Genomic DNA, 25,740 nt, shown 5'->3' with positions numbered 1-25,740 from the left:
CCTTCTCTCCCCGCCATTTATTTGTCCTTGTCACTCATTTCATAACTGAACACTTCACCAATTTCGACACCAAATGCATCTGCAATCCGAAAAGCAAGTTCTAATGAAGGAGAATACTTCCCAGCCTCGATTGCGACGATCGTTTGTCTAGATGCGCCCACCTTTTCGGCAAGTTGCTTCTGTGTCATTTCATTTGCAAAAAAACGAAAGCGTCTAATGTTGTTTTTAATCTGCAATTTCTTAGCCATGTTTGATTCCCTTTCTGTAAAAATAAAGCTGTGTGATTGCTTCTAATAACGAACCGATATGAAATGAGATAAAGATAATTTGGATCATAACAGCTGCAGAATAGTCTAAAACGACAGCGATTAACGCGATAACAAAGCCAATTCCAGCAAAAAAGAAGCCAATTCTCATTGATTTAAGTTCAATTAATCGGTCCATTTCATCTGTTACCATTTCTGTTTCAATTGTTTTCTCGATCTCTTTATCATCACTTTCGCACCCGCTTGCCTTTTCTTGTATAGCAATCATAATCGAAAGTAATATGTTAAATACGATTTGAATCACAATCGTCGCCACAATGCTGATCGCAATAAAAAGAAGCATTGTCCTTGCCCAAAACATCAGATCATCCATGGCAACCACACCAGACTGATATTTTCCATAAGCATAAAAACAATAGGTTGTTAAAATCAATAAACCGGTTAAAATCGAGACGATCGTTTTCTTTTCCTGATAGGACATCATCTATCCCCCCTTTTTGATCACAAGCTCTCATGATTATTCAGAAAACCAGTTACTCCGTATTATAAAACGAACCTTCAATCCGGTGGTGTTTTCGTTTTCCCCAACTGATGGAACACAAGCTAACGTCTTCGCGTCGTGCGAAAACGCTTGTGTGACCAACATCCTGTTGGCCCGAGTGAATCCGAACATTAGTATCCGTTATCACCCACCTCAATCGATTTGGTCTATCTCTATTTTGAGGGGGGGTTACGGACGGTTATCTGTTATAAATAACCGGTGTTTTCCCTTTCCATTCCCTCCAGAGTGCATCGTCTGTTATGAGTTCAACGATAAAATGGCTGACATTAATTCTGCTCGTTTTACCTGCATTAAATATCGGACTTCTTACAGGAGATTCATAAACGTCATATTGACTTTCTTGCTCAATATCAACTAATGTATCAGGGCGAACGGCCGTCCATTCAATCCGTTCATCTTCTTCTACCATTTCAGTGACCAAATAATTGGCTGCCTTGATATTATCACGATGAGGTGGAAGTATGAGGCTTAGCAATGAAAAGATAAGTTTTTCTCCAACCGAATTTTTTTCTTGCACTAAATCATTTGTATAAGCTGTTGTACTCATGAGGACAAGTTTTAGCTTTTTGTCCTGCTCTTTTCCGACATTCTCCGTGATTTTTTTTAACGTATCAAAGACTAAATAACGTGGGTTTCCGAACATACCCTTCAACGTCATATTGTGACCAAGGCAGGAAATAATCGTATGGCAATCATATAGAAGTTGCTTCATCTCCGAATCATTTAACTCGCTCACATTACCTTTCACCACTTCTATATAAGGATTTTCTTGTATGTCATTTGGTAGAACTACTTTTTTTCTAATTAAAATCCGTGTCTTAATTTGTCTTTTCATTAATTGTCTGACGACTTGTTTACCAGTAGCACCACTGGCTCCGAAAACAATGACTTTCACCTTCCCCTCACCCTTTACTCATTTGATTTTCCTTCAAGCGGTGTAAACCCTTTGAAAATTAAAAATATAGCAAAGACAAGTTCACCTAAAGCTAATGGCGCATTCAAAAGAAAGTAGAACGGATCCATCAAAGAGATCACATTTAACATCAAAATAATCGTAGCCACAAACGTCAATACAGAACCAACTATTCCCCAAAGCGCTAAATACCTTGGAATAATTCTCATTTTGAATAAGCAAACATAAAGAATAAAGCCCCCAATACTCCATGGTAAAATCATTCCAATATGATTTACAATATCTCGCCCTTGTCTGAGCAATTCAGCAATGATTTCAACAGATAACAAATCCGTTTGACCTACAGCTAGAACACTTTGACTCAACCATAATAAAAGCAACAAAAAGCCAATGCCGAGAAACAAAAATCCTGCCCCAATCATTCGAAATCCGAAATAGGTAATCGCTAACGTTTTGTTATACCACTTTATGATTGAATAGAACAGGACAGCTATCATAACATAGACGACAGCCATTGACGCTTGAAAAAAAGTCGCGATCAAGACTTGACTTTCTATCGCTGGCAATTTCACAAGGTAATCCGCTTCTTCTAATACTGGAATTGAACTAAATATGCCAAATACGAAACTCACTATGAACAATAGTGCGATCGAAACAGCTTTTTTTTTAGTTAAGTTGATGATATCCCCTCCTTTTTAATGTAATTAATTTTATACACATTATATGTTTTATTTTACTTTGTGTCAAATATTTTTTACATTACAATCACATAATATCCAATTATATAAAATGACCCTGCAATCCGTGGGTGAAGAACGGATTGCAGGGTCATTGAGTGAATTGGGACATTAGCGTCCGTTTAATCGATTTGCTCTACGCTCTATTTTTGGGGGATTTACGGACGGTTATCTGTGATTAACATCCTTTTTGCTATGAAAGTTTGCATTCAAGCACACCCAAATAGAGGCTGACCCTCTAAAAGTCACTTTTAACGACCTTTTGGGACAGCCTTTTTTCATTTTACCTTTATCTCAACCCTTTAATTATTAATTTAGTGAAACTAATTCTAATGTTTCAACGATATCAATGCTATCTTCAACAGATCGAATAATTGCACACTTTGCCCGCGCTTTTTCTAGCACACGATAGAGCTTATCAATGTTTAAGTTTCTTCCTTTAACCACAAAATGCAACTTAATTCTTTTAATACGATTGCCATCTTTTTCATCTTTAGTCACTTCACTTCTAATAAAGAAATCATCAACGTGAGTATGATGTAATTCTAATAAATCGGTGAATTCTTGGGCACTCGAACCAGCAATGGCCGATACTAACAAATGTTCCGGTTTATAGCCATGGTATAAATCTTCCGAAACATCCAGAATACCATAAGCTAATTCAACACGAATACCTTCTTCTTTAAATTTAAATAACATAACATCGACTCCTTCTATTCCTTTGGTTATTTTTATCTACCCTTTTTAATTAAGCGATATGCTTTTTATGAAAATGGATTGTTTTTTAAGCGTTAAAGATTTAAAGTTATAGTGGCGCAAACGATTATACACTTTGGAGGTGAAACGAGATGTTCACTAACCAAGCACGTTTCTGGGTGCTGATTAGTTTTATTATGGTTTCAGGATTTGTACAAGGGATGCTACTCCCCTTATTAGCAATCATCTTAGAACAATCCGGTGTATCTTCTTCAGTTAATGGACTACATGCTACTGGTTTATATATTGGCATTCTGGTCGCTTCACCTTTTATGGAGAAACCCTTACAAAAATTCGGTTACAAACCGCTTATTCTATTTGGGGGCGCGATGGTATTTAGTGCTTTAACATTATTCCCTTTATGGCAAAATATTTGGTTCTGGTTTGTTCTTCGTTTCATTATCGGTATCGGTGATCATATGTTAAGCTTTGCTACACAGACTTGGCTGACATCGACTACCACCCAGAAAAACCGCGGTCGCACAATTGCCATCTATGGATTATTTTTTAGCCTTGGCTTCTCAATAGGTCCTTTAATGTCACAACTTGTTTCGATTCACGAACATATACCTTTTATCACAGCCGCTTTACTCTGCTTTGTTGTTTGGCTAATGGTCTGGTTTGTTAGAAATGACTATGTAACAGAAGACGGTACGTCAGTCACGGTTCAATTGGCTGTTACATCTACCTTAGGGAGATTTATAAAAACAACTAAAATAGCTTGGATTGCTTTATTAGCACCGTTCACTTACGGGATTTTAGAAGCATTGCTTCATAGCACATTTCCTATTTACGGTTTGAGAATTGGTCATGGTATCGAACGAATTTCATTGATTATTCCTACCTTCTCCGTGGCAACATTATTAACTCAAGTTCCACTTGGGGCGCTCAGCGATCGTGTTGGACGCGATCGAGTTCTCCCTGCAGTTACAGGATTAGGAGCAATTATCTTTTTACTTAGTGCTCAATTCGACGGCTATTTTTTCGGATTAACCATTACTTTTGCAATAGCGGGTATGTTACTAGGGTCGTTGTTTTCGATGGGTGTGTCTTATATGGCAGACCTATTACCACGTGCTTTACTTCCAGCAGGTAATATTATGTGTGGTATTACTTTTAGTATTGGAAGTATGATAGGTCCCTATCTAGGAGGGCTATTTATTAATTACTTCCCTAAGCTATCCTTTTTTTATATCATTGTAGTTGTTTTGTTTATTATAACTTTTTTATTTGCAATAAAAAAGCAACATGCTCTAATAAAGGAAAAAAATATCTAGCTATAGTAACACAGCTGAAGTAATCAATCTTTTGCTAGCTTTACTGATTTTTAAAAAAGAAGCTCCGAATCATGGCATGATTCGGAGCTTCTTTTTTACATTTATCATATTTATTAATCATATCTGTAAGAAAAGGTGATGATTAAATATAACAACATTTGATAGGAACAACTTGTTCTTTATTTTTTTATTTCTGATTAACGAAACGATTAAAGTATTGTTCTAATTGCTCTTGAACAAAAGCAATACAAATGCATAGTGGCCAGTAAATAAGTGCAACAAGGATATACATGGTTAATGTATCAAAAGTTCGTCCTCCTGCAATTTGCGTTTTCTGAAACAATTCAGGAACGGTAATAACAGCGGCTAGTGAACTCGCCTTAACTAAATCCAAGAAAATATTAGTTAATGGTGGTATGGCTATTCGAGCCGCCTGAGGTAAAATAATGCCAACCAATGCTTTTCGATAATTTAACCCTAATGTGAATGCCGCTTCCCATTGACCGTCATCTACGCTACTTAGCGCAGAACGATTAACTTCAGCTATGTAAGCTGCACTGTTAAGGCCAAAGCCGAGAATAGCGGCTTGAAAAGCAGTAAATTCAATTCGAACAGCAGGTAAACCAAAATAGATAATAAAGAGAAAGACGAGGATGGGCGTTCCACGCATAAAAGAGATGTAAAGACGTGCCGGCCAACGTAACCATCGATTCTGATGATGGCGAGCTAACGCTAACGGTAAACCAATCACCATGCCAATCGCCATACTAATAAATGAAACATAAATGGTCATTGGTAAGCCCTCTAATATAAGTGGTAAATTTTCAATTGCTAGTCTTACATCAAAAAAACCGACCAAACCCATCCTTCTCACTCCTTATTACAAATCTAATCCTTCAATGTCTTCAACGTCCTCTGTCGTTGGTTCAGAGGCATCTTCTTCATAAAATTGTATCGCTAACTCCGATAAAGTTCCATCAGCTCTCATTTCTTCAAGTACTTCATTAATAACATCAGTCAAACGATCTTCATCCTTTTTCATCACAATGGCCTGTTCAGTAGGATGGAATTTTAAATCTGGATGGATCATAATATCAAAATCAGGGAATGCAGCCACACCAAATGTTGACAAATAGTAATCATTGACAATTACATCCGTACGACCAGTCGAAACATCACGTAAGTAAGCCTCATTATTCGCATTACCATAAGTAACAACCTCAGCGCCATAATGTTCGGCAATTTGACTATAAATCGTTGTTGCGCCACCTCCTGCTTTTTTTCCATCTAAATCTTCAAGACTGTGAATACCTGAATAATCACTTTCTCTTACAACCATCGTTGAATAAGAATACTTGTAAGGCTCTGAAAAATTAAATTGTTGCTTGCGATTATCGGTCGCTTCAATATCATTAGCCGCTAAGTCAATCCGGCCACTATCAATCGCTGGTAACATACTATCAATACTCATTTCTTCAAATTGGACCTCTAAATCTAATCGGTCTGCAATTTCTCGGATCACTTCTACATCATAACCTGTTAACTGGTCTTGATCATCATAAAAAGACGCAGCAATAAGTGTCCCGGAAGTCGCTACTGTTAGCTCTCCAGATGCTTCTATTTCACTCCACAAGTCTCCTCCTTGAGTAACTTGATCTTCGTCACCTTGAGTATCCGTTTCGTTATCTTGCTCAGTTCCACACGCTGCCAATAAAAATACAGCAAATAATAGTAACATTAATGTCGTTTTAATACGCAATTTTTGGTCCCCCATTCATTATTTTGTTTGAGTCTGTTATAAAAGATAACAGTTCTTGTCTATTAAATCAAGAAAAAATGCTTCTGTATTATATTTTTTATTAATATCTGTTATATAACAAAATGTTACGAAGTGTTTGTTTTATGTCACAGAATGTTCAAAATTAATTTTCAGAACTAAATTTAAATTGTTTTATTATAAATTCATGATATAATCTAATTATAATAATTATTATTTAATATAACTAAACAAACCTTTATATATCAGTGTTAAATACTAATATTAATGATTATTATTATCAATTAGAAAAGGAGTTGATGATTTTTGTTTTCTTTAACTAAAATTATTACAAATAATAATCAGATTCATTCTCAATTAGAAAAGGATATTTTTTCTAGTGTCAAACATCATTCAGAGCTTATAGCTTCCCTTATCAGTGGGGGGTTAATCATTGTCGCTTGGTTATTCGCTTCATCTCTTTCAGACTTTATGTGGATAGCCATACATCTAGCAGCTTTTGCAATTGGTGGCTTTGCCAAGGCTAAACAAGGTATTCTTGATACATTTAACAACAAAACATTAAATGTGGAGTTGCTAATGATTTTAGCAGCCATTGGCTCTGCCACCATTGGTTATTGGTCAGAAGGTGCCATCCTGATCTTTATTTTCTCCTTATCTGGCGCACTGGAAACATATACGCTTCAAAAAAGCGAGCGTGATCTTTCAACATTATTAAAGTTACAACCTGATACTGCTTTAAGAATTAATGGTGGAGAAGAGAAAGTTGTATTGGTCGAAGATCTCGTAATTGGAGATTTACTTCTAATTAAGCCAGGTGAACGCGTTGCTGCAGACGGCATTGTAGCAACAGGGCGATCAACCGTTGATGAAAGTGCACTAACAGGGGAGTCGATCCCAGTCACGAAATCAATCGGTGATCATGTCTATGCAGGCACCATCAATAAGAACGGTCGCTTAACGATGGAGGTGACCACGGAAGCGAGTCAATCTTTTGTCCAAAAAATTATGGCATTAGTTCAACATGCTCAAAATGAAAAATCACCATCACAACTATTTATTGAACGTTTTGAAAGTATTTATGTCAAATCGGTATTAACATTGGTTGGTATGATGATTATTCTACCTTACTTCCTATGGGGTTGGAGCTTTACTGATACCATTTATCGAGCGATGATTTTACTTGTAGTAGCCTCACCGTGTGCTTTGGTCGCATCGATTACACCTGCTACACTTTCAGCCATTTCTAATGGCGCCCGGCACGGCATCTTATTTAAAAGTGGTGTTTTTATAGAGAATTTAGCGCACGTTAAAGCCATTGCTTTTGATAAAACAGGAACATTGACTATTGGTGCTCCGGAGGTTACTGACTTTTTGGTAAAACCAGGAGAGGATAATATAGAGATTATTAAAAGGGTTACGGAAATTGAAAAGGGATCATCTCATCCGTTAGCAGAGGCTATTGTTCAATATGCTGAAACTTACGAAACACATGAGCAGACTACAGAAATTAATGAAATGATGGAAGAGACTGGTATCGGCGTTAGAGCTGTAGTAAACCACGAGGCATGGGCGATTGGAAATGAAAAAATTGTTAGATCGGAGCAGCAACATGACTGGTTTGAAAGGGCAGCAAAACAGTTAACCACTGAAGCAAAGACCCTTGTATATGTAACCCGTCAAGACGAAGTGATCGCACTTCTGGCATTAAAAGATCAAATCCGCCATGATACGCTTGAAGCCATTCAAACCTTTAAAGATAGTGGGATTCATACAGTTATGCTTACTGGAGATCACAAAAAAACGGCTCAAGCGATTGCTAAAGAAATAAAAATTGACCAATACATCGCCAATTGTATGCCAGATGATAAAGTCCATGCGCTAAAGGCGTTGAAGAATAGGTATGCGACGGTTATGATGATCGGCGACGGCATTAACGATGCCCCTGCTCTCGCTACAGCAGATATTGGTGTCGCAATGGGCGCAGGTACCGATGTGGCATTAGAAACAGCAGATATCATTTTAATAAAAAACAGACTCGAAAAGATGTCGCATGCCTATAAACTGTCAAACCGTATGAATCGAATTATTAAACAAAACGTCTTTTTCTCGATTAGCGTCATTTTAGCATTAATTATTTCTAACCTTTTCCAAGTGATTAATTTACCTTTAGGGGTCATTGGCCATGAAGGAAGTACGATTCTTGTTATTCTTAACGGATTACGCATGTTAAAATAACAGGAAAACCGTCTCTATTTTTAAAGCTAACGCCAAAAGAGGAGCTGACTATTGATAGAAAGCTAAACATATTTGAGTAAAGTCGAGTGATTATGTTTAGCTTTCCCTCCTTATCCCCGCGCTTCATTAATGGACTGCTTTTGCATTATTTCTGTGTGTTTTCTCCCCCATTGATGCATAGCTTCTAATATAGGTTTTAAGGTCTCACCATACACAGTGATTGTATATTCAACTTTAGGTGGTACTTGTGGGTAAACTTTTCTACTAATAATGCCCTCTGCTTCTAATTCACGCAATTGCTTCGTTAGCATCTTCTGAGTCACATGCGGAATGCGATGTTTAAGTTCACTAAAACGCAACGTTCCCTCACTCAGTAGATGTAGCAAAATAATCGGCTTCCACTTACCTACTAATATATTTAAAGCATCACTCACTTGACATGCATTAGGTTCTATCATCATTATTCTCCCCCTCTTCTAATACTTTTTCAGTCTACTCATCTTACTCACTTTTCTGAATGACAGCTTAATAACGTCGTTACTTGTCATTGCTGGCGGACGCTTTCTGAACAGGTCTTAATAGTATCTTTTAAGATACTATACCACTTAAATGTACGTACTTACAAAGAAATGATTTATCACTTAAAATAAGGGTACTATACAGTATAAAGGTAGGTTGATAAGATGGAACAATATCGGATAAATAAGGATGCTGGTTTGGAATTCGGCATCTATACGCTAGGGGATCATTTACCTAACCCTAATCGTGACGAACGGATTTCAGCTTCACAGAGACTACAGGAAATTATTGCATTTGCTCAATTAGCAGATCAAGCTGGATTAGACTTTTTCAGCGTGGGAGAGAGCCATCAGTCATATTTCACGACACAGGCCCATGCCGTGGTGCTAGGTGCAATTGCTCAAGCGACAAATCATATTAAAATCGGGAGTTCTTCAACCATTATTAGTACGTCTGATCCCGTTCGTGTTTATGAAAATTTCGCTACACTTGATCTTATTTCACAAGGTCGAACAGAAATCATAGCTGGTCGAGCATCTCGTGTTGGTTTATTTGAACTACTCGGCTATGACCTTAATAACTATGAAGCATTATTTGAGGAGAAATTTGAACTTTTATTGAAAATCAATAAAGAACAGATCATCAATTGGGAAGGACAATTCCGCCCACCATTACAAGATGCTGAAGTATTACCACGCCCACTCAATCAGACACTACCTATCTGGCGAGCCGTTGGTGGTCATTCAGCAAGTGCGATTAAAGCAGGTAGACAAGGGGTTCCTATGTTCATGGCCCATTTAGGCGGTCCAGTGACCACCTTTAAGCAAACGATTGATGCATATCGAGAGGCGGCGAGTGAAAGTGGACATGATCCAGAACAACTTCCTGTTGCTACAGCGGGATTCTTCTATGCTGCTGAAACCTCGCAGCAAGCCTTAAAAGACTTGTATCCTCATATTAATGAAGGTATGAAAAAAACAAATGGACAAGGCTTCCCAAAACAACACTTTGCTCAAGGTATCGAACGCCATAATGTCATGAATATCGGAAGTCCGCAACAAATCATTGAAAAAATACTTTATCAGCATGAAATGTTTAACCACCAACGCTATATTGCACAAATTGATTTTGGTGGCATGCCATTCGATCAATTAAAGCGAAACATTGATATCATTGGCTCTGAAATTTTACCAGCTATACGCAAGTACACCAAAAAAAACGATAATTGATTACTTTTCACTCGGTCATATTAAGAAAGCAACTAGAAGGTTAAGGAGTTGAAGTTATATTATGAATATAGTAGCACTATCCGGTTCTAATGTCGGATCAAAAACAAAAATCGCAATAGACTACACGGTCGATAAATTAAAAGAAACTGAAGAAAATCACCAAATGGTTTCACTTGATTTATCAGCGTACGATATTCAATTTAGTGATGGGCGTAATTATTTAGATTATAAAGGGGATACCGCATACGTAGCTAAAACAATTATGGAAGCTGATTTAATTATTATCGGAACACCCATTTTTCAAGCATCTATTCCTGCAACATTAAAAAACATTTTTGATTTGCTTCCAACAGATGGATTACGAGATAAAATTGTTAGCATGATTGTCACAGCTGGCTCACAACGCCATTATCTAGTAGCTGAAATGCAACTTAAGCCTATTTTAAATTACATGAAAGCACATGTCGTTGAAAACTATGTTTTTATTGAGGAGAAAGACTACCACATGAAGAAAATTATTAATGATGATGTTTTCTTACGCATTGATCGTTTAATCGAAGATGCGTTCACTCTATCTGAAGTCTACCGTGGCATTCAAAAGAAAAAAGACGCAGCTTATGGTTTTTAATCACTTCGCAATCCATGGTTGTCGACCATTTAGCATGAGTTTTTTATCATAAAGCGAACTTTCTATCAGTGGGCGATGTTGTTCTTCGCCCACTGATAGCAGGTTCATTGAGCGAATCAGGACATTAGCGTCCGTTACCGCCCACCTTAATAGGTTGACCCCTGCTCTCCATTTTGTGGTAGACGGTTATCTGTGATAAAGCAAGAGTAGGCATTTACATATACCTGCTCTTGTTGTTTTTACAGCATGCATAACATATTTTACTTTCGCCCGCGATAAGCAGCAACCATCGCATTAATTTCACCACCGGTAATAATGATGATACCAGAGATATAAAACCAAATCATCATGACAATCACGCCACCTAGGCTCCCGTAAGTAGCCGAGTAATCACCCATCGTATTCACATAAAACGAAAAACCAAATGAAGAGACTTGCCAACCTAATGTCGCAAATAATGCTCCAAATAATGTATCTTTTATATAGACTTTCGTATTCGGTGCCAAACGATATAAATAGAGAAAAACAATAAAGAAAACAGAAGATGAAATAACCCACCTTAACGTATTCCATATTTCAATGAACTCTTCACTCGCACCGAAAAAGGAAAAGATATATAGACCAATCATACGTCCAAACACAGGTAGTAGTAAGGCAACCACAATTAGTATTAACACTGAAATTAACAAGGATATGGCAATTAATCGCCCAAATATAAAAGAACGATTCTCCTCAACACCATACGCCTTGTTTAATGCCCGCATAATGGCATTGATGCCATTAGAGGCTGACCAAAGCGTACCAATAATACCTAAAGATAATAATCCTCCACTACTGGACTGAACCACTTGATCTAAGCTGTTTTCAATCAATGTCATTGAGTCACTTGGAATGTACGTCCGCATCATATTCATGATTTCTTGATAATCAATCGGTAAATAACCTAGCAAGGTCACTAAAAAAATGAGTAGCGGAAATAAAGAAAGTAAAAAAAAGTAAGATAACTGTGCAGATAAACTCGTTACTTCATCATTGGAAAAACGTTTAAATAACGCTAATATAAACTCTTTAACCGAATCAAAATAGTTACTTTTAGCCATACAATGGCCCCCATTCTTTTGATTCTATTTGTGAATTCGTTTCTTTTCAAATTCATCAACTAATAATTCAAATTGCGTCGCCAAATGAATCGTTAAATCTAGGGTTTGCGATGTTACAGCAACAGCGGTATTCACCCCTTGAGAACAACGGTGCGCGATTTCACTGGGATGAGTAGAAACATATAATATATCACGTTTTGCTTTACTAATATTTTTGCTTAATGCTGCTCTTGTTTGAGGGTGTATCAGTGAAAGTGCACCACCTACACATGCCCCTACTAATATACTTTTATAAAAAAGATTTTGGCGCATCAAGTCACATCCTTTTATTTAATTTAGTTGGTTTATTTTTTTTATTTCATCAAGTAAGGCTTGACATCCTGCTTCTATTAATGCATAGGTCTGATCAAAATCACCCGTAAAATAGGGATCAGGGACATTTTTCGTCGAGCTATTATTTAAATAATCCATAAGTTTGGCAACAGAAGCCGCAGGTGCTTCTTTCTTTATCATTGTTAAATCTGAAATATTTTGATCATCCATAGCAATAACATAGTCAAATTCATCTAAATCATCTGCCGTAACTTGCCGTGCTGTAATCCCTTGATAAGAGATTTGTTTTTCATCAAGTTTAGTCTGTGTCCCATGATGAGGCGGTTTACCTGTATGCCAAGAACCCATTCCACCAGAATCAATCACAAAACGATCAGCTAATCCTTCATTTTTAACTAAATGTCTAAAATAGGCCTCGGCCATTGGTGATCGACATATGTTACCTAAACAAACAAATAAAACCTTTATCATACTCTATACCCCTTTTCTTGTTTTTCACACGCCAAACTCGACTAGCCTTTATGTAAATGAGCATATTCACATTGCTGTTAAAGAATAATAAAACGAACCTTCAACCCACGGGCGTCTTCGCTCTTCTTCCACGATTGCTTGTTGAGTGAATCAAGACATTAGCGTCCGTTAGCTCTCGCCTAAACAGATGAGCTCTTTGTGGCGGGCAGTTTACAGATGGTTATCTGTGATTAAAAACTTTTATCAAACCTGTTAACAGCTAACCGTCATCATTCCTTATGAAGTCACCTATTATGCTCGGTAAAGAATAGCTTCCAAATCTGTTGCAGGTAATGGACGACTATAATAATAACCTTGATAGTAATCACAATCATAATCCTGTAATAACTTTAACACCTGTTCTTCTTCAACGCCCTCAGCAACCACCTTAAGGCCAAATGTGTGAGCCAATTGAATCATGGCTTTAACAATTTCTAAGCTGCTCGGTTCTACTAAAGCACTTCGAATGAAAGATTGATCGATTTTTAGAAAGTGAATAGGGAATTTTTTCAAATAACTAAATGAAGAATAACCTGTACCAAAGTCATCAATTGATAAAGAAATGCCCATTTCCTTTAAAGTATGCATGGTTTTAATACAATCTTCAGTATTTTGCATGACACTATTTTCGGTAATTTCAATTTCTAAATAAGTAGGGTCCATACGGGTTTCAACTATAATTTGTTTAATTTGCTCAGCAAAATCGAACCTTTGTAATTCAATAGCAGATACGTTGACAGCAATCCTAATTGGGTCATGTCCAGCTTCTACCCAACGTACATGCTGGTGACAAGCCTCTCGAATCACCCAAGCCCCGATTTGAGTAATAATCCCACTTTCTTCTGCTAAAGGAATAAATGTTGCTGGTGATATCGCCCCCTTTAAAGGATGCTCCCATCGAATTAAAGCTTCTAAACCTGTCACTTCACCAGTTAAAACATTGAGTTGCGGCTGATAATAAAGCTCAAATTCGTTCCGTTGCAATGCCTTACGAATATCGGCTTCAAGCAACAAAATATCGTTATACATTTTATTCATTTTCGGTGTATAAAACAAGCTACTATTCCGTCCATTAACTTTACAATAATGCACAGCGATACTGGCATGATTGATAAGTTCATCATCTGAAAATGCGTCTTTTCCATAATAACTTATACCAATCGAAGAAGTGACAAAAAATTCATTTCCTTGTATGGCGATCGGTTGCTTTATGGCTAGAAGCATTTGTTCACTTAATTCACGAACCAATGGGTGGGAATCATGAATAATAAGACTGAATTCATCACCACCGTAACGGTATAAAACACCCCTTTGCTCAACAAATTGGATTAGCCTATTAGCAATGATATCAATTACTTGATCACCTATCGGTTCACCTAATGTATCATTAATATATTTTAAGCGGTCAATATCACAATACAATACTGCGAACGGTTCTTGTTCACCATTTATTACCGCCTCCTTTAAATCTTCACGAAATTTCGTCCGGTTTGGCAGCTGGGTTAGTGTATCAAAATAAGCAAGTTGCCTCACCCTTGCTTCTGCCTTTTCTAACGAGGTAATATTTATCGATGAACCCACCACTTCAATGACGTCATTATCCTCATAAATGGGTGACAGCATGGTATATAGCGATAATCCATGAAAGTGATGTTTGAAATGCATCTCCTCGCCTTCAAAAGCCTGATCGAAATAACGACTCACTTCAGCAACTTTGTCAGTAAAAAAGATGTTCTCAACCGCTTCCCTGCCTTGACCATTCAGTTTATCCATCAATTTATCAGCAAGCTTACCTTCAAACATTCGAAAACGGTAGCTACCGTTTGCCTTATGTCTATGGACACGAAAAGTCAAATTCATCAACTGACTAAATACCTTTCGATAATCATCATCTAATGCCTCAATTAGACGTTTGTCTTCATGTTTAACATCACTAATATCTGTTCGCAAAACTATAAAGGTAGTATATCGCCCATTCTGGTCAGCGATTGGGATCACACGGGTACGAAACCAAAACATCTCACCTTGTTTCGTAGCTGTACAAATATCGCCTTGCCATACTTCTCCTGAACGAATCGTGTGCCACATCTCTTCATAGAAATCGTTATAATGTACACCTGCATGAAGGATACGATAATGATGATGCAATAATTCTTCTTGTTGATAACCAAGCTGTTGGCAAAAATCATCATTAATAAAGATAATATACCCATCGACATCCATAACCAACATTTGAAAAGTTTTACTTATCATCGTTTTCAATGTCTCATTAAGTCCCAAATAATATTTGAGATAAGGGTAAACCTCTGTGTTGAACTTATCCTTAAGTTCTATTGCTGGCGTATGATATATTTGGTCGAGTATTTTTTCTGTTTTTTGATAGTCAAGCACATGATTAGTTATATTTATTGTCATCTTTTCACCTTTTAATCGAATTGTCTGCAACAACACGTTTTTACTTATTATACCTAATAATTTTAATAAAAAAAAGCAAGCAATGTAAATGATGACGATTATGGATTCATACGCTTATCGAGCCAGAACAAGAATCATCTCAAGTAAGCTACACATTTATTTTATTTGATCAGCAATGATCTGTTGTAATTCTTCGGCTAGTCGATTATGCTTCCACGTTTTATATTGTTTTGGGTATATAGCTTGGCCAATTGTTAAGGTCACATGCGCTGGCTGTACCTTTCCATCCTTCTCTTCTAACATTTTGTATGTCCCATCAATGGTGACAGGTACAATCGGCACTTCAGCTCTCGTAGCTAACCGTAAACTCCCTGATTTAAACGACTGAACAACACGCCCCTTACTTCTTGTTCCCTCGGGGAAAACCACCATCGATTGGCCTGCCTTTAAACTTTCTACACCATCATCAATCACTTTTATAGCAGCACGTCGATTCGAACGGTCAATAAAAACGCATTTTAACTGTATCATCCACTTACTTATAATCGGAATTTTTTTTATTTCTTGTTTTGCAATAAAACCAACGGGTTTATCCAAGTAGCCGAGTAAAACGAGAATATCAAATATTCCTTGATGATTGGCAACAACTAATACCGGTTGATCTGGAAGGTTTTCGCGGCCTTTTACCATTACGGTTGATTTTGTTTTTTCAATAACACGCTTCGAAACCTTTGCAGGCGTTTCAAAGATTTGTTTTGCTTTTTCTGAATAAGGATAATCAGGGGTATTAATAGCTTTTCTTAATTTGGTTAAACTTCCAAGTACTAAAATGGTTGAATATGCATAAATTAAAATGGTTTTCATTTTTAAAAATCTCCCTTTGTTTCTATCTTGTCACATCTGTTCATTATATAAGATTTACCAACGACTTTCGAGCACTAATCGTAACGATATCATATACTAAGGGATAAAATAAACGAACTTTCAATCACTGATTGGTCGTTGAGTAATTCAGGACATTAGCGTCCGTTTCACCTACCTCAATCGATTTGCTCTACTCTCTATTTTGAGGGAGGGATTTTATGGACGGTTAACTGTGATAAATTTTTATCAGCATGGTACTTTTTGCTTTTGTCCTTTGCCTAGAAGACATGCTATACTATTGAACACTGTGGATATAGGTCATACTATGTTCATGAACTCATTACAACTCAGATTACGTACTGGAGGAAAAACACGATGTTTAACCATACAGCAATTGGAATTGATCTTGGTACAGCGAATATTCTTGTTTATACAAAGCAAAAAGGGATTGTTTTTAACGAACCCTCAGTTGTAGCTTTGGACACAAAAACGAATGAGCTCGTTGCTATTGGACACGAAGCAAAAGAAATGATTGGTAAGACACCAAAAAATATCGCTTCGATCCGCCCTTTAAAAGAAGGTGTGATTGCAGATTACGATGTGGCCGCTCAAATGTTGAAAGCAATCTTGCGTAAAGTTGCAAAAAAAATTGGAATCTCATTAAGAAAGCCCATTGTCATCGTCTGTACACCATCTGGAAGTACAGCAGTCGAAAAACGCGCGATTGAAAATGCTGTTAAAAGTTTTGGCGTTAAAGAAGTCCATTTAATTGAGGAACCTGTTGCTGCTGCAATCGGTGCTGGACTTCCGATTAGCGAACCGATTAGCAGTGTCATTGTTGACATTGGCGGGGGGACAAGCGAAGTCGCGATTATTTCATACGGTGGTATTGTCACCTCGCGTTCGATTCGAGTAGCTGGTGATAAGATGGATGAAGAAATCATTCATTACATTCGGCAAAAAACCAACGTACTAATCGGCTATCAAACCGCTGAACGCATAAAAAAAGAAATTGGTTATGCCTTGATTGATCATGATCCAATTTCAATTCAAATTAGCGGACGAGACCTTGTGAGTGGACTCCCTAAAGAAATTACTGTCACTTCAGAGGAGGTTCAAACAGCGATTCGGGAATCTTTAGAGCATATTTTGGGTACTATTCATGCGACATTAGAGGATTCTCCACCCGAATTAAGTGGTGACATTGTCGAACACGGTATTACTTTAGCTGGTGGAGGCGCACTGTTAAAAGGGATGGAAGAGTGGTTGCGTAAGGAATTAGCTGTTCCGGTAAGAATAGCTGAAGATCCGCTAAATGCAATTGCAATTGGTACAGCAGAATCGATTAAACAAATGAGCAAATTTAAAAGGCTTGGGTAATAATACCCAAGCCTTACGTTCAATTATAAATGGACAGTCAATACTTCAGTTTCACCTTTAACAACGGTTTGATTAATATTTTTATCTACAGATGCTACATCACTGGTAATCACTAATGGTGTAATTGTTTTAGCCTTTTCTTGAACAAAATCAAGATCAACCGTAATTAGCGGATCACCTGCATTTACTTTATCCCCTTGTTGAATATGAGCAGTAAATCCTTCGCCATCAAGCATAACGGTGTCTAAACCAATATGGATCAAATATTCAACCCCTGCTTTTGACTTAATCCCCACCGCATGTAAAGTTGGGAATAAATTTACAATTTCACCACTTATCGGTGCCACAATCTTACCATCTGTCGGTTTAAAAGCTAATCCATCGCCCATCATTTTTTCAGAAAATGTAGGATCTGGTACTTCAGTGATGTCTACTGCTTCACCAGTAATCGGTGATACTAACACCTCTTTGTCTACTTTCTCTTCTTTACCAAATAACTTTTTAAACATTTATAGCTACCTCCCAAGATTTTCACTATAATTTGTATTTACCCTACTTCTGTCATTATAAAGCAAAATCAATTTAATTCATATCGATTTTGTTGAATAATTCTTTTAAATTCGACAATTCCTCTGCTGTGAACGTCATCCCTTTTCCCATTTTTTCATGATTTGGTGCCCAGTCTCGCAAATCGTATTTAGGCTCTCGATTGTTCCATGAAATGAGATTTAATTCTTTTTTCCATCCCGTAGAGGATTCTGATAAAACACCAAGCTCTTTTAAAATTTCAAATTGTATATTAGCCATTATCCTTCCTCCTTAATGATAGTCCAATCACTTAATGAATCAATCGTATAGGTTGGCTTAACCTTTATGCTTTTAAGCTCCTCTTTCGTTGTGACGCCAGAGAAAACAAGTAGTGAGTCAATGCCAGCCTGAATACCTGCTAAAATGTCTGTATAATAGTTATCTCCGACCATAACAGTTGAAGCTTTATTAGTACCTAATACTTCTAAAGCTTGTTCTACAATGATTGATTCTGGTTTACCAATAAATAGAGGTTCAACTCCTGTCGTGACAGATAAAACAGAAATAAGTGATCCTGCACCTGGTAAAAAGCCACGTTCACTCGGTAAGGCCACATCACCATTTGTGGCGACAAATTTTGCACCATTGCGGATCGCCAGTGCACCGATCGCTAATTTTTCATAAGTAATATTACGAGCGAGTCCCATGACAACATAGTCAATGGCTTCATCGGTTAGGGTTAAACCTGCTTCTTCTAAAGCTAACGTTAATCCTTCTTCTCCGATAGCGTAAACACGCGCGTTTGGCGCTTGTTCTGCAATATATGTAGCTGTTGCCATACTTGTTGTGAACACATCTTCTTCACGAGCAGGTACATCCATGTCTCGTAATTTCGCCGCTACATCACGAGGATGCTTGGTTGAATTATTGGTTAAAAAAAGATAAGGAATGTTTTGTTGCTTTAAATTTTTCACAAAATCAATGGCTTCCGGAATTTTTTCAGTTCCATTATAGACTGTTCCATCTAAATCGATTAAATAACCCGCATATTTTTTCATTTCGTAACCTCCGATAAAATTTCAAAATTATTTGTTATTTTCTGAATACATGATAATATAGTACATACGTAACTAAAAGAATTATAACTTTTCATATGGTTTAATGTAAAATAGTTTATCAAAATACATTTAAGTGGTATGTTAAGTATGGGAGAATATATAACATACACGTTCAAAATTTTTATATCAAAGAGAGGTAGTAAAAGTCAATGACACGTCATACGCCAAGAGCAATAATTGTTATTTTTGGAGCAACAGGGGATTTAGCTAATCGAAAACTATACCCTTCATTATACCGTTTGTACCGCAATCATAAATTATCTGATCATTTTGCGGTTGTTGGGGTAGCCCGTCGACCATTAACCAATGAAGATTTTCGCAATAATATTAAAAAATCAATTGCAGACTTTCAAGACGACCCAATTGATCACGACGCATTCGCCGCTCATTTTCACTACAATCCTTTTGATGCACAACATTTATCTGAATACCAAAAACTTGATAATTTTATAAATCAATTAGATGATAAGCATCAAGCAGATGGTAATCGTTTATTTTATATGGCAATGGCACCTAACTTCTTCGGGCCGATTGCTGCCAACTTAAAATCACAAGGATTAACTGATAATCGTGGTTGGTCACGCCTTGTCATTGAAAAGCCATTTGGACATAATTATGAGACAGCGCAACAATTAAATGAACAAATTGGGCAAGCATTTTCAGAAGATCAAATTTACCGTATTGACCATTACTTAGGTAAACAAATGGTGCAAAATATTGAAATTGTGCGTTTTGCTAACGCTATGTTTGAACCACTATGGAACAATCAATATATCGCCAATGTGCAAATAACTTCTAGTGAAGTACTCGGTGTCGAAGAACGCGGGCGTTACTATGACGAATCAGGTGCCTTACGCGACATGGTTCAAAACCATATGCTTCAAATCGTTTCGTTATTAGCAATGGAACCACCTGCTAAGCTTCACCCAGATGAAGTCCGGTACGAAAAGATCAAAGTACTTAGAAGCCTTCGGCAATTAGAAGAAAAAGATGTGAATGCATACTTTGTACGCGGTCAATATGATCAAGGTGAAATAGCAGGTAAAGCTGTCGATAGCTACCGTGATAGCAATGGTGTTGCGTCTGATTCTAACACAGAAACCTTTGTCGCTGGTAAATTTATGATCGATAACTTTCGTTGGGCTGGCGTCCCTTTCTACGTTCGTACTGGGAAGCGAATGGCTAAAAAGGCAACAGAAATTGTTATTCAATTTAAAGATTTACCGATTAATTTATACAAGGATAAAGGCGATACGATCGATCCAAATTTACTTGTTATTCGCATCCAACCAGATGAGGGCATCACCATGCACCTTAATGCAAAAAAAACCGATTATGAAACCACAAGCACCCCTATTGCCATGCACTATAATAAAGCTGATCAGAACACAGAAAGTCCAGAAGCTTATGAAGTCCTTATTAAGGATTGTTTAAATGGAGACTCAACGAGTTTTGTCCACTCTGATGAAGTTTCCTTATCATGGAAATTCGTTGACGTGATATCCAAAGTTTGGATGAATGAAAAAGCTGATTTTCCTAACTATCAGTCTGGTACAAACGGTCCAACACAGGCAACCGAACTATTAGCCCAAGACGGCTTCCACTGGTGGGAAATAAATTAAAAGCCAATAATAAAAAGAGCATGAGCCCCATTTTGGCTCATGCTCTTTATTTTGGTTGTTTGTCAAATACCGTTTAACTCACCAACGTTAATACCTTTTTTACCTTACTCCATCCATTCTGTGTGGAAAGTTCCTTCTTTATCAATACGCTGATACGTATGGGCACCAAAGTAATCACGTTGGGCTTGGAGTAAATTAGCTGGCAATGTTTCCGTTCGGTAACTATCATAATAAGCAAGTGCACTCGCAAAACCTGGAACTGGAATACCTCGCTCCATTGCGATGGCTAATACTTTTCTTAATGATGTTTGATAGTTCTCAACAATTTCTTTAAAGTACTCGTCTAACATAAGATTAGCTAGATGTGGATCACGATCATAGGCATCCTTAATTTTTTGCAGGAATTGCGCCCGAATGATACAACCCCCTCGGAAAATCATCGCAATTTCACCATAATTCAGATCCCAACCTCGCTCTTCTGATGCTGCACGCATTTGAGCAAATCCTTGAGCATAAGAAGTAATTTTACTCATATAGAGGGCTTGACGGATCGCCTCAATTAATTCATTCTTATCACCTTGATATGGCATATCCTGAGCTGATGGCCCGCTTAACACTTGACTTGCTTTAACACGTTCATCTTTCATCGCTGAGATAAAACGAGCAAACACCGATTCCGTAACAACTGGAAGGGGCACACCAAGGTCTAATGCACTCTGACTTGTCCATTTCCCTGTACCTTTCTGTCCAGCTGTATCAAGAATAACATCAACCATCGGCTTCCCTGTTTCATCATCTGTTTTTGTGAAAATGTCAGCAGTGATTTCAATTAAGTAGCTATCCAATTCACCTTTATTCCATTCTGCAAAGACGTTATGAAGTTCATCTGCAGATAAACCAAGAATATGCTTTAACATAAAATAAGCCTCACTAATTAATTGCATATCCCCATACTCAATACCATTATGCACCATTTTGACATAATGACCGGCACCATTAGGGCCAATATAAGTCACACAAGGATCACCATTAACTTTAGCAGATATAGCTTCGAAAATAGGTGCAACACGATCATAGGCAGCTTTTTGTCCACCAGGCATAATAGAAGGACCTTTTAGTGCTCCCTCTTCACCACCAGATACACCTGTTCCAATGAAATGAATACCTGATTGATCTAATTCTTTATTACGACGAATCGTATCCTCAAAGAACGTATTTCCACCATCAATGATGATATCTTCATCATCTAATAATGGTTTAAGTGTCTCTATCGTTTTATCTGTTGCTGGCCCTGCTTTAACCATTAACATAATTTTACGCGGTTTTTCTAATGAATCGACAAATTCTTCAATGGTGGTTGCCCCAAAGAAACGCTTCCCCTTTGCTTCGTTAGCCATGAAGTCTTCTGTTTTTTTATACGTACGGTTAAAAACAGATACAGAATAGCCTCTGCTTTCAACATTTAACGCAAGATTTTTTCCCATAACGGCTAAACCGATGACACCAAATTGTTGTTTTGACATGCTTTTTTAGCTCCTTTATCTATGTAATACTAGTTCTATCATACGTGGAAATAGACGTTTTCGCAACTTTGACTGATCGAACTATCCCCCTATATACTAACTTATAATAGATTAGATATGGATGCAATTAAATTTTTGAAAAATTCTATCATTTACCTCAAAGCGCTTTAACTTAAGATAAAATGTTCAATGGCTTGTGCAGCTCCATCTTGGTCAAGCTCTGCTGTCACCCAATCTGCCCTTTCCTTAACAAGCGCCTGAGCATTTCCCATTGCAACACCGACAGCAGCTGCTTCAATCATTTTTAAATCGTTAATGCTGTCACCAACCGCCATCACCTGGGAAAAATCCAAATTTAATTGTTGTAGTAAAAAGTCAATAGCCGAAGCCTTATGTGTGCCCTTTGCATTCAATTCAATATTGGTCAAACTCGAATTGCTGAGTTCAATGGTCGGTAGTTGTGTGAATTGCTCTTGCATTGCTGCCCTAATGGTATCATCTTCAACATCAAAACCAAATTTAATCCATTGATGTGCTAAATAATTATCAGGTAGTGCTTCTCGATAAACTTTCTCATGGGAGACTAACCAATAATATGTTTGATGTTGTTTATGGATCTCGATGATTTTTTCAACAGTCGGTTGGTCAATTGCTTGTCGTTTTAATAATTCCCCATCTTTTGTCCAGATCTCGCCTCCATTTAAGGTAATCATATAGTTCACGCCTAATTGCTCAGCAATTGGGAGACTTGTAGAACGATGTCTTCCTGTCGAAATGACGACTTCTATCCCTTGTTGTTGCGCTTTCTTGATGGCAGTAACCGTAGCTTCAGTCGCACGTTCACCACCATGGCCTACCAGTGTGCCATCTAAATCTAGTGCAACCAGTCTCAGCTCTTTATTCATAAATATTTCCCCCTTTTTCCTAGTTATTTAAACTATAGCATGACCTAATAGCCACGTGAACCATTAAGTTAATCCGTGGTACTTCGTTTTAAAAAAATGGCACTTGCTTAAAACAGTGACAGATAAAGATTTTGTCTATTGACTGCCGGCACACTTTGCTAAAGTCAATTGATACATCTACTCAATATTATTTATCAAAATTACAGAAGCAATCTGAATTTAAGATGAAGTGAGTCGCATGGCTTATTGCTTCATGAATGCACCATATTATGGCGAGTCCTCTGGTTCTTATGAGGTAATGTTTATGTATCCATGTGTTAATTTGACAAAAAGCAAAATATAAGAGATAATAGCATTTAGGCTTCGCCAAAGAAGCAAAGGTAAAATAATGGCATCTGCCAAATGTTTTTAAAAGATTTTGAAATGGAACGCAAGATTAATAAAAGAAAAGCACCGATATGTATGGTGTTAAATTTAGAAAGACTTATTCACACTGGATCGACTTAGGAGTCGTAAGGATATAAGAGAGGTAGGGCTTATATCGTTTAGGTTAAAACATTCCAGGTGGAGACAACCGCGGCAATTAAATAAGGATGAAGATTGCTTCAAATAAGCAAACTAATCCATTCATTAAAATTTATTTAATCATTTTACCTTGCAACATTCATGGGGGCACTTCTCTTTTGAGAAGTGCCCCCTTCCAATTTACATCAAAGTCCCACCAGAAATTTTTAACGATTCTCCTACGATATTTCTTACAGCATCTGTCAAAAGAAATGCAATGGCATTCGCCACTTCTTTTGGCGTAGTCATTCGACCTGATGGGATAGTTTTTTCTATTGCTGTCAACGTTTCCTGATATGATAAACCACTTTCTTCTGCTTTATCACTTAGAATACGATAAGCCATCTCCGTATCGACAAACCCTGGGCATACTGCATTCACGCGAATATTATGTTTAATGGCTTCAATAGCCATCGATTGGGTCCAACCCAGCATAGCAAACTTGGTTGAGGCATAAGCACTATTTCCGTGCGTGCCACGCAGACCAGATAATGATGCAACATTAACAATATTACCGGTTTTCTTAGCCAACATTTTGGTATAAATCAACTGTGTTAAACTAAAGGCTGCTAGATAATTAATATCCATCAATTCACTTATGGAATCGGCATCTAACTGCTCAACGGTTGTCCCTTTTGCTAGACCTGCACTATTGACTAAATCAGAAATAAAACCCAATTTCTTCTCAGCCCCTGTAACAAGTTGCTCTCGGTCATCAGCTTGTGTTATATCTGCTTGAACAACATAAAGCGACTTAGAGTCCATCACTTGTATTAAGTCTTTTTGTAATTGCTCTAGCTTTTCACCATTTCTCCCTGTAATCGTTAATTTTGCTCCCATATTAGCAACGACTTTCGCCGTCTCAAACCCGATCCCACCAGTTGCACCAGTTACTAGTACATGCCTTCCTTTTAAAGCATCACTTGCAAAAATGGTCATCACAGCTTACCTCCATAATGTTTTAATGATTCCCTGATTCTATTACCCATTTAACCACCGAATAAACCCATTTCTCGCCGGCGTTAGTTTCGACCGTGCCCATGGAAAGCGAAGAGATTACTGCGTGCGACGTGTTAACAAATATATTAATTCCACTTACATCTCATGCATGCAAAAGGGATGAATGTTCTTTTTTATTACTCAACTTTTCCATATGAATTTTCGGGCTCAGCCAAGATAGCCTAAAGGAAAATCTCATTTTAAGTATAAAGATTGACTTTGAATATAAATTTTGATTTATGATAAACCTTTTGTTTTAGAGGCACATGTGGATTATGAAGACAGCGGAATGGCGTCACAGAATAAGAAACGTCTTATGCTAGTAGTGTCACATCTTCTTCGTTTTATTTCGCGTCGTTGAGCTTACGCATTCAGTATGAACCACCAGTCTAAGTGGAGATAAGCAAGGGATGAGACTTCTGCGGGAATAGGATGAGCTGAAGATCCACTTGAGGCGTGCTCTTTGCGACTCAAGTTAGCTGAAGCCAGCCCCGCGAAAAGCGAATCCTTTGCTTATCGGAATGAAATAACGTTCTAAACGTATGAGAAAGTCATGCGGCACATCCATGCATAAGTAAAGTCAATAAGCATATTGAATACCGAGTCTATGGCATACGATCAAGGTTGAATGACTATTTCAGTGTGCGAAAGTTGAGTTTATTACAGAAAAACGAATAGTGAAAGCGTTCGATTAACCGTTTTTGCACTAAAAGTCATTTACCATTTATTATGTTAGAAAAAAGATTATATTGACGCCTGAATAAAATATTGGTACGATTTCTTTAATAGTTGAATAAGTCGCAATGATGATTATGGGTAACACTATGATCGGAGCAACTTCTGGAGAGCTCGTATCTTATTGACGACACCGAAGGATTCATAATCTCAGGTAAACGGACAGAAGACAACAAACAATTGTCTACATATTGTTGTCACTGAGGTTGGAGATGGATACTCCAATCTTTTTTAATGTATAG

At 37.4% G+C, this 25,740-nt stretch carries 25 protein-coding genes and 1 riboswitch; of the genes, 6 read left to right on the top strand and 19 right to left on the bottom strand.

Annotation, left to right across the window (positions count from 1 at the left end; all coding sequences use genetic code 11):
* Positions 1–17: 17 nt before the first annotated feature.
* From JOE23_RS11730 to JOE23_RS11710, 5 genes are all read right to left on the bottom strand, one after another.
* Positions 18–248, bottom strand: a complete 231-nt coding sequence (locus JOE23_RS11730) for a helix-turn-helix transcriptional regulator (protein ID WP_204438617.1) — start codon at positions 246–248, stop codon at positions 18–20.
* Positions 241–747 (bottom strand): hypothetical protein, encoded by a 507-nt coding sequence (locus JOE23_RS11725; RefSeq protein WP_239585393.1) that lies wholly within the window; start codon positions 745–747, stop codon positions 241–243. The genes JOE23_RS11730 and JOE23_RS11725 overlap by 8 nt, the downstream gene beginning before the upstream one ends.
* 259 nt (positions 748–1,006) lie before the next feature.
* Complete coding sequence (locus tag JOE23_RS11720; protein ID WP_204438613.1) at positions 1,007–1,723, bottom strand: NAD(P)H-binding protein; 717 nt, start codon at positions 1,721–1,723, stop codon at positions 1,007–1,009.
* A gap of 14 nt (positions 1,724–1,737) precedes the next feature.
* Positions 1,738–2,373, bottom strand: coding sequence for a DUF4386 family protein (locus JOE23_RS11715; protein WP_204438611.1), 636 nt, complete (start codon positions 2,371–2,373; stop codon positions 1,738–1,740).
* A 414-nt stretch (positions 2,374–2,787) separates the two neighbouring features.
* Positions 2,788–3,177: an OsmC family protein gene (locus JOE23_RS11710; protein WP_204438609.1), complete on the bottom strand. Its 390-nt coding sequence runs from the start codon at positions 3,175–3,177 to the stop codon at positions 2,788–2,790.
* Between the two features lie 149 nt (positions 3,178–3,326).
* On the opposite strand from JOE23_RS11710, the gene JOE23_RS11705 reads away from it, so the two are divergent.
* Positions 3,327–4,511, top strand: a complete 1,185-nt coding sequence (locus JOE23_RS11705) for an MFS transporter (protein WP_204438607.1) — start codon at positions 3,327–3,329, stop codon at positions 4,509–4,511.
* Positions 4,512–4,698: 187 nt separating this feature from the next.
* Here JOE23_RS11705 and JOE23_RS11700 read toward each other — a convergent pair whose 3' ends face one another.
* Positions 4,699–5,376: an amino acid ABC transporter permease gene (locus JOE23_RS11700; protein ID WP_204438605.1), complete on the bottom strand. Its 678-nt coding sequence runs from the start codon at positions 5,374–5,376 to the stop codon at positions 4,699–4,701.
* Between the two features lie 15 nt (positions 5,377–5,391).
* Positions 5,392–6,270, bottom strand: a complete 879-nt coding sequence (locus JOE23_RS11695; protein WP_420827539.1) for a transporter substrate-binding domain-containing protein — start codon at positions 6,268–6,270, stop codon at positions 5,392–5,394.
* A gap of 324 nt (positions 6,271–6,594) precedes the next feature.
* On the opposite strand from JOE23_RS11695, the gene JOE23_RS11690 reads away from it, so the two are divergent.
* The gene (locus tag JOE23_RS11690; protein ID WP_204438600.1) at positions 6,595–8,526 is read left to right on the top strand and encodes a heavy metal translocating P-type ATPase; all 1,932 of its coding nucleotides are present in this window, start codon (positions 6,595–6,597) and stop codon (positions 8,524–8,526) included.
* Positions 8,527–8,636: 110 nt separating this feature from the next.
* On the opposite strand, the gene JOE23_RS11685 is transcribed toward JOE23_RS11690, so the two are convergent.
* The gene (locus tag JOE23_RS11685; RefSeq protein WP_204438598.1) at positions 8,637–8,987 is read right to left on the bottom strand and encodes a winged helix-turn-helix transcriptional regulator; all 351 of its coding nucleotides are present in this window, start codon (positions 8,985–8,987) and stop codon (positions 8,637–8,639) included.
* A 222-nt stretch (positions 8,988–9,209) separates the two neighbouring features.
* On the opposite strand from JOE23_RS11685, the gene JOE23_RS11680 reads away from it, so the two are divergent.
* Positions 9,210–10,274 (top strand): LLM class flavin-dependent oxidoreductase, encoded by a 1,065-nt coding sequence (locus tag JOE23_RS11680; RefSeq protein ID WP_204438596.1) that lies wholly within the window; start codon positions 9,210–9,212, stop codon positions 10,272–10,274.
* A 61-nt stretch (positions 10,275–10,335) separates the two neighbouring features.
* Positions 10,336–10,902, top strand: coding sequence for an NADPH-dependent FMN reductase (locus tag JOE23_RS11675; protein ID WP_204438594.1), 567 nt, complete (start codon positions 10,336–10,338; stop codon positions 10,900–10,902).
* A gap of 260 nt (positions 10,903–11,162) precedes the next feature.
* On the opposite strand, the gene JOE23_RS11670 is transcribed toward JOE23_RS11675, so the two are convergent.
* From JOE23_RS11670 to JOE23_RS11650, 5 genes are all read right to left on the bottom strand, one after another.
* Positions 11,163–12,002 carry a YihY/virulence factor BrkB family protein gene (locus JOE23_RS11670; protein WP_204438591.1) on the bottom strand — a complete coding sequence of 280 codons (840 nt, stop codon included), beginning with the start codon at positions 12,000–12,002 and terminating at the stop codon, positions 11,163–11,165.
* Positions 12,003–12,026: 24 nt separating this feature from the next.
* Positions 12,027–12,314, bottom strand: a complete 288-nt coding sequence (locus JOE23_RS11665) for a hypothetical protein (protein ID WP_204438590.1) — start codon at positions 12,312–12,314, stop codon at positions 12,027–12,029.
* 18 nt (positions 12,315–12,332) lie between these two features.
* Positions 12,333–12,806 carry a low molecular weight protein-tyrosine-phosphatase gene (locus JOE23_RS11660; protein ID WP_204438589.1) on the bottom strand — a complete coding sequence of 158 codons (474 nt, stop codon included), beginning with the start codon at positions 12,804–12,806 and terminating at the stop codon, positions 12,333–12,335.
* 291 nt (positions 12,807–13,097) lie between these two features.
* Entirely contained in the window at positions 13,098–15,260 is a 2,163-nt protein-coding gene (locus tag JOE23_RS11655) for an EAL domain-containing protein (RefSeq protein ID WP_204438588.1), read from the bottom strand.
* A 156-nt stretch (positions 15,261–15,416) separates the two neighbouring features.
* Positions 15,417–16,124, bottom strand: a complete 708-nt coding sequence (locus JOE23_RS11650; RefSeq protein WP_204438587.1) for a lysophospholipid acyltransferase family protein — start codon at positions 16,122–16,124, stop codon at positions 15,417–15,419.
* Between the two features lie 375 nt (positions 16,125–16,499).
* On the opposite strand from JOE23_RS11650, the gene mreBH reads away from it, so the two are divergent.
* The gene (gene mreBH, locus JOE23_RS11645) at positions 16,500–17,504 is read left to right on the top strand and encodes a rod-share determining protein MreBH (RefSeq protein WP_204438585.1); all 1,005 of its coding nucleotides are present in this window, start codon (positions 16,500–16,502) and stop codon (positions 17,502–17,504) included.
* Between the two features lie 23 nt (positions 17,505–17,527).
* On the opposite strand, the gene JOE23_RS11640 is transcribed toward mreBH, so the two are convergent.
* The 3 genes from JOE23_RS11640 to JOE23_RS11630 form a co-directional block, all read right to left on the bottom strand.
* On the bottom strand, positions 17,528–18,013 hold the full coding sequence (locus JOE23_RS11640) for a PTS sugar transporter subunit IIA (RefSeq protein ID WP_204438583.1): 486 nt from the start codon (positions 18,011–18,013) through the stop codon (positions 17,528–17,530).
* 73 nt (positions 18,014–18,086) lie between these two features.
* A complete protein-coding gene (locus JOE23_RS11635; protein WP_204438581.1) occupies positions 18,087–18,311 on the bottom strand; it encodes a YdbC family protein in 225 nt (74 codons plus the stop codon).
* The gene (locus tag JOE23_RS11630) at positions 18,311–19,090 is read right to left on the bottom strand and encodes a TIGR01457 family HAD-type hydrolase (protein ID WP_204438579.1); all 780 of its coding nucleotides are present in this window, start codon (positions 19,088–19,090) and stop codon (positions 18,311–18,313) included. Before JOE23_RS11630 ends, JOE23_RS11635 begins: the two co-directional genes overlap by 1 nt.
* 209 nt (positions 19,091–19,299) lie before the next feature.
* Between JOE23_RS11630 and zwf the strand changes: the two genes are divergently transcribed.
* The gene (gene zwf, locus JOE23_RS11625) at positions 19,300–20,772 is read left to right on the top strand and encodes a glucose-6-phosphate dehydrogenase (protein WP_204438577.1); all 1,473 of its coding nucleotides are present in this window, start codon (positions 19,300–19,302) and stop codon (positions 20,770–20,772) included.
* Between the two features lie 104 nt (positions 20,773–20,876).
* On the opposite strand, the gene gndA is transcribed toward zwf, so the two are convergent.
* From gndA to JOE23_RS11610, 3 genes are all read right to left on the bottom strand, one after another.
* Positions 20,877–22,295 carry an NADP-dependent phosphogluconate dehydrogenase gene (gene gndA / locus JOE23_RS11620; protein WP_204438574.1) on the bottom strand — a complete coding sequence of 473 codons (1,419 nt, stop codon included), beginning with the start codon at positions 22,293–22,295 and terminating at the stop codon, positions 20,877–20,879.
* A gap of 167 nt (positions 22,296–22,462) precedes the next feature.
* Positions 22,463–23,200, bottom strand: coding sequence for an HAD family hydrolase (locus tag JOE23_RS11615; RefSeq protein WP_204438572.1), 738 nt, complete (start codon positions 23,198–23,200; stop codon positions 22,463–22,465).
* A 705-nt stretch (positions 23,201–23,905) separates the two neighbouring features.
* On the bottom strand, positions 23,906–24,703 hold the full coding sequence (locus JOE23_RS11610; protein ID WP_204438570.1) for an SDR family NAD(P)-dependent oxidoreductase: 798 nt from the start codon (positions 24,701–24,703) through the stop codon (positions 23,906–23,908).
* 890 nt (positions 24,704–25,593) lie between these two features.
* Positions 25,594–25,674: riboswitch (glycine riboswitch) on the top strand.
* Positions 25,675–25,740 lie beyond the last annotated feature (66 nt).

Source organism: Amphibacillus cookii (assembly GCF_016908375.1).
Lineage (GTDB): Bacteria > Bacillota > Bacilli > Bacillales > Amphibacillaceae > Amphibacillus_C > Amphibacillus_C cookii.
The sequence above is the reverse complement of the archived record's forward strand: the minus strand, read 5'-3'. Positions and strand labels throughout refer to the sequence as shown.

Excerpts from the sequence above, each read along its gene's own strand:
- JOE23_RS11665 (WP_204438590.1), bottom strand. The coding sequence starts at position 12,314 with ATGCGCCAAAATCTTTTTTATAAAAGTATATTAGTAGGGGCATGTGTA.
- JOE23_RS11660 (WP_204438589.1), bottom strand. The coding sequence starts at position 12,806 with ATGATAAAGGTTTTATTTGTTTGTTTAGGTAACATATGTCGATCACCA.
- JOE23_RS11710 (WP_204438609.1), bottom strand. The coding sequence starts at position 3,177 with ATGTTATTTAAATTTAAAGAAGAAGGTATTCGTGTTGAATTAGCTTAT.
- gndA (WP_204438574.1), bottom strand. The coding sequence starts at position 22,295 with ATGTCAAAACAACAATTTGGTGTCATCGGTTTAGCCGTTATGGGAAAA.
- JOE23_RS11610 (WP_204438570.1), bottom strand. The coding sequence starts at position 24,703 with ATGACCATTTTTGCAAGTGATGCTTTAAAAGGAAGGCATGTACTAGTA.
- JOE23_RS11670 (WP_204438591.1), bottom strand. The coding sequence starts at position 12,002 with ATGGCTAAAAGTAACTATTTTGATTCGGTTAAAGAGTTTATATTAGCG.
- zwf (WP_204438577.1), top strand. The coding sequence starts at position 19,300 with ATGACACGTCATACGCCAAGAGCAATAATTGTTATTTTTGGAGCAACA.
- JOE23_RS11615 (WP_204438572.1), bottom strand. The coding sequence starts at position 23,200 with ATGAATAAAGAGCTGAGACTGGTTGCACTAGATTTAGATGGCACACTG.
- JOE23_RS11700 (WP_204438605.1), bottom strand. The coding sequence starts at position 5,376 with ATGGGTTTGGTCGGTTTTTTTGATGTAAGACTAGCAATTGAAAATTTA.
- JOE23_RS11675 (WP_204438594.1), top strand. The coding sequence starts at position 10,336 with ATGAATATAGTAGCACTATCCGGTTCTAATGTCGGATCAAAAACAAAA.
- JOE23_RS11705 (WP_204438607.1), top strand. The coding sequence starts at position 3,327 with ATGTTCACTAACCAAGCACGTTTCTGGGTGCTGATTAGTTTTATTATG.
- JOE23_RS11650 (WP_204438587.1), bottom strand. The coding sequence starts at position 16,124 with ATGAAAACCATTTTAATTTATGCATATTCAACCATTTTAGTACTTGGA.
- JOE23_RS11640 (WP_204438583.1), bottom strand. The coding sequence starts at position 18,013 with ATGTTTAAAAAGTTATTTGGTAAAGAAGAGAAAGTAGACAAAGAGGTG.
- JOE23_RS11685 (WP_204438598.1), bottom strand. The coding sequence starts at position 8,987 with ATGATGATAGAACCTAATGCATGTCAAGTGAGTGATGCTTTAAATATA.
- JOE23_RS11680 (WP_204438596.1), top strand. The coding sequence starts at position 9,210 with ATGGAACAATATCGGATAAATAAGGATGCTGGTTTGGAATTCGGCATC.
- JOE23_RS11635 (WP_204438581.1), bottom strand. The coding sequence starts at position 18,311 with ATGGCTAATATACAATTTGAAATTTTAAAAGAGCTTGGTGTTTTATCA.
- mreBH (WP_204438585.1), top strand. The coding sequence starts at position 16,500 with ATGTTTAACCATACAGCAATTGGAATTGATCTTGGTACAGCGAATATT.
- JOE23_RS11725 (WP_239585393.1), bottom strand. The coding sequence starts at position 747 with ATGTCCTATCAGGAAAAGAAAACGATCGTCTCGATTTTAACCGGTTTA.
- JOE23_RS11655 (WP_204438588.1), bottom strand. The coding sequence starts at position 15,260 with ATGACAATAAATATAACTAATCATGTGCTTGACTATCAAAAAACAGAA.
- JOE23_RS11730 (WP_204438617.1), bottom strand. The coding sequence starts at position 248 with ATGGCTAAGAAATTGCAGATTAAAAACAACATTAGACGCTTTCGTTTT.
- JOE23_RS11630 (WP_204438579.1), bottom strand. The coding sequence starts at position 19,090 with ATGAAAAAATATGCGGGTTATTTAATCGATTTAGATGGAACAGTCTAT.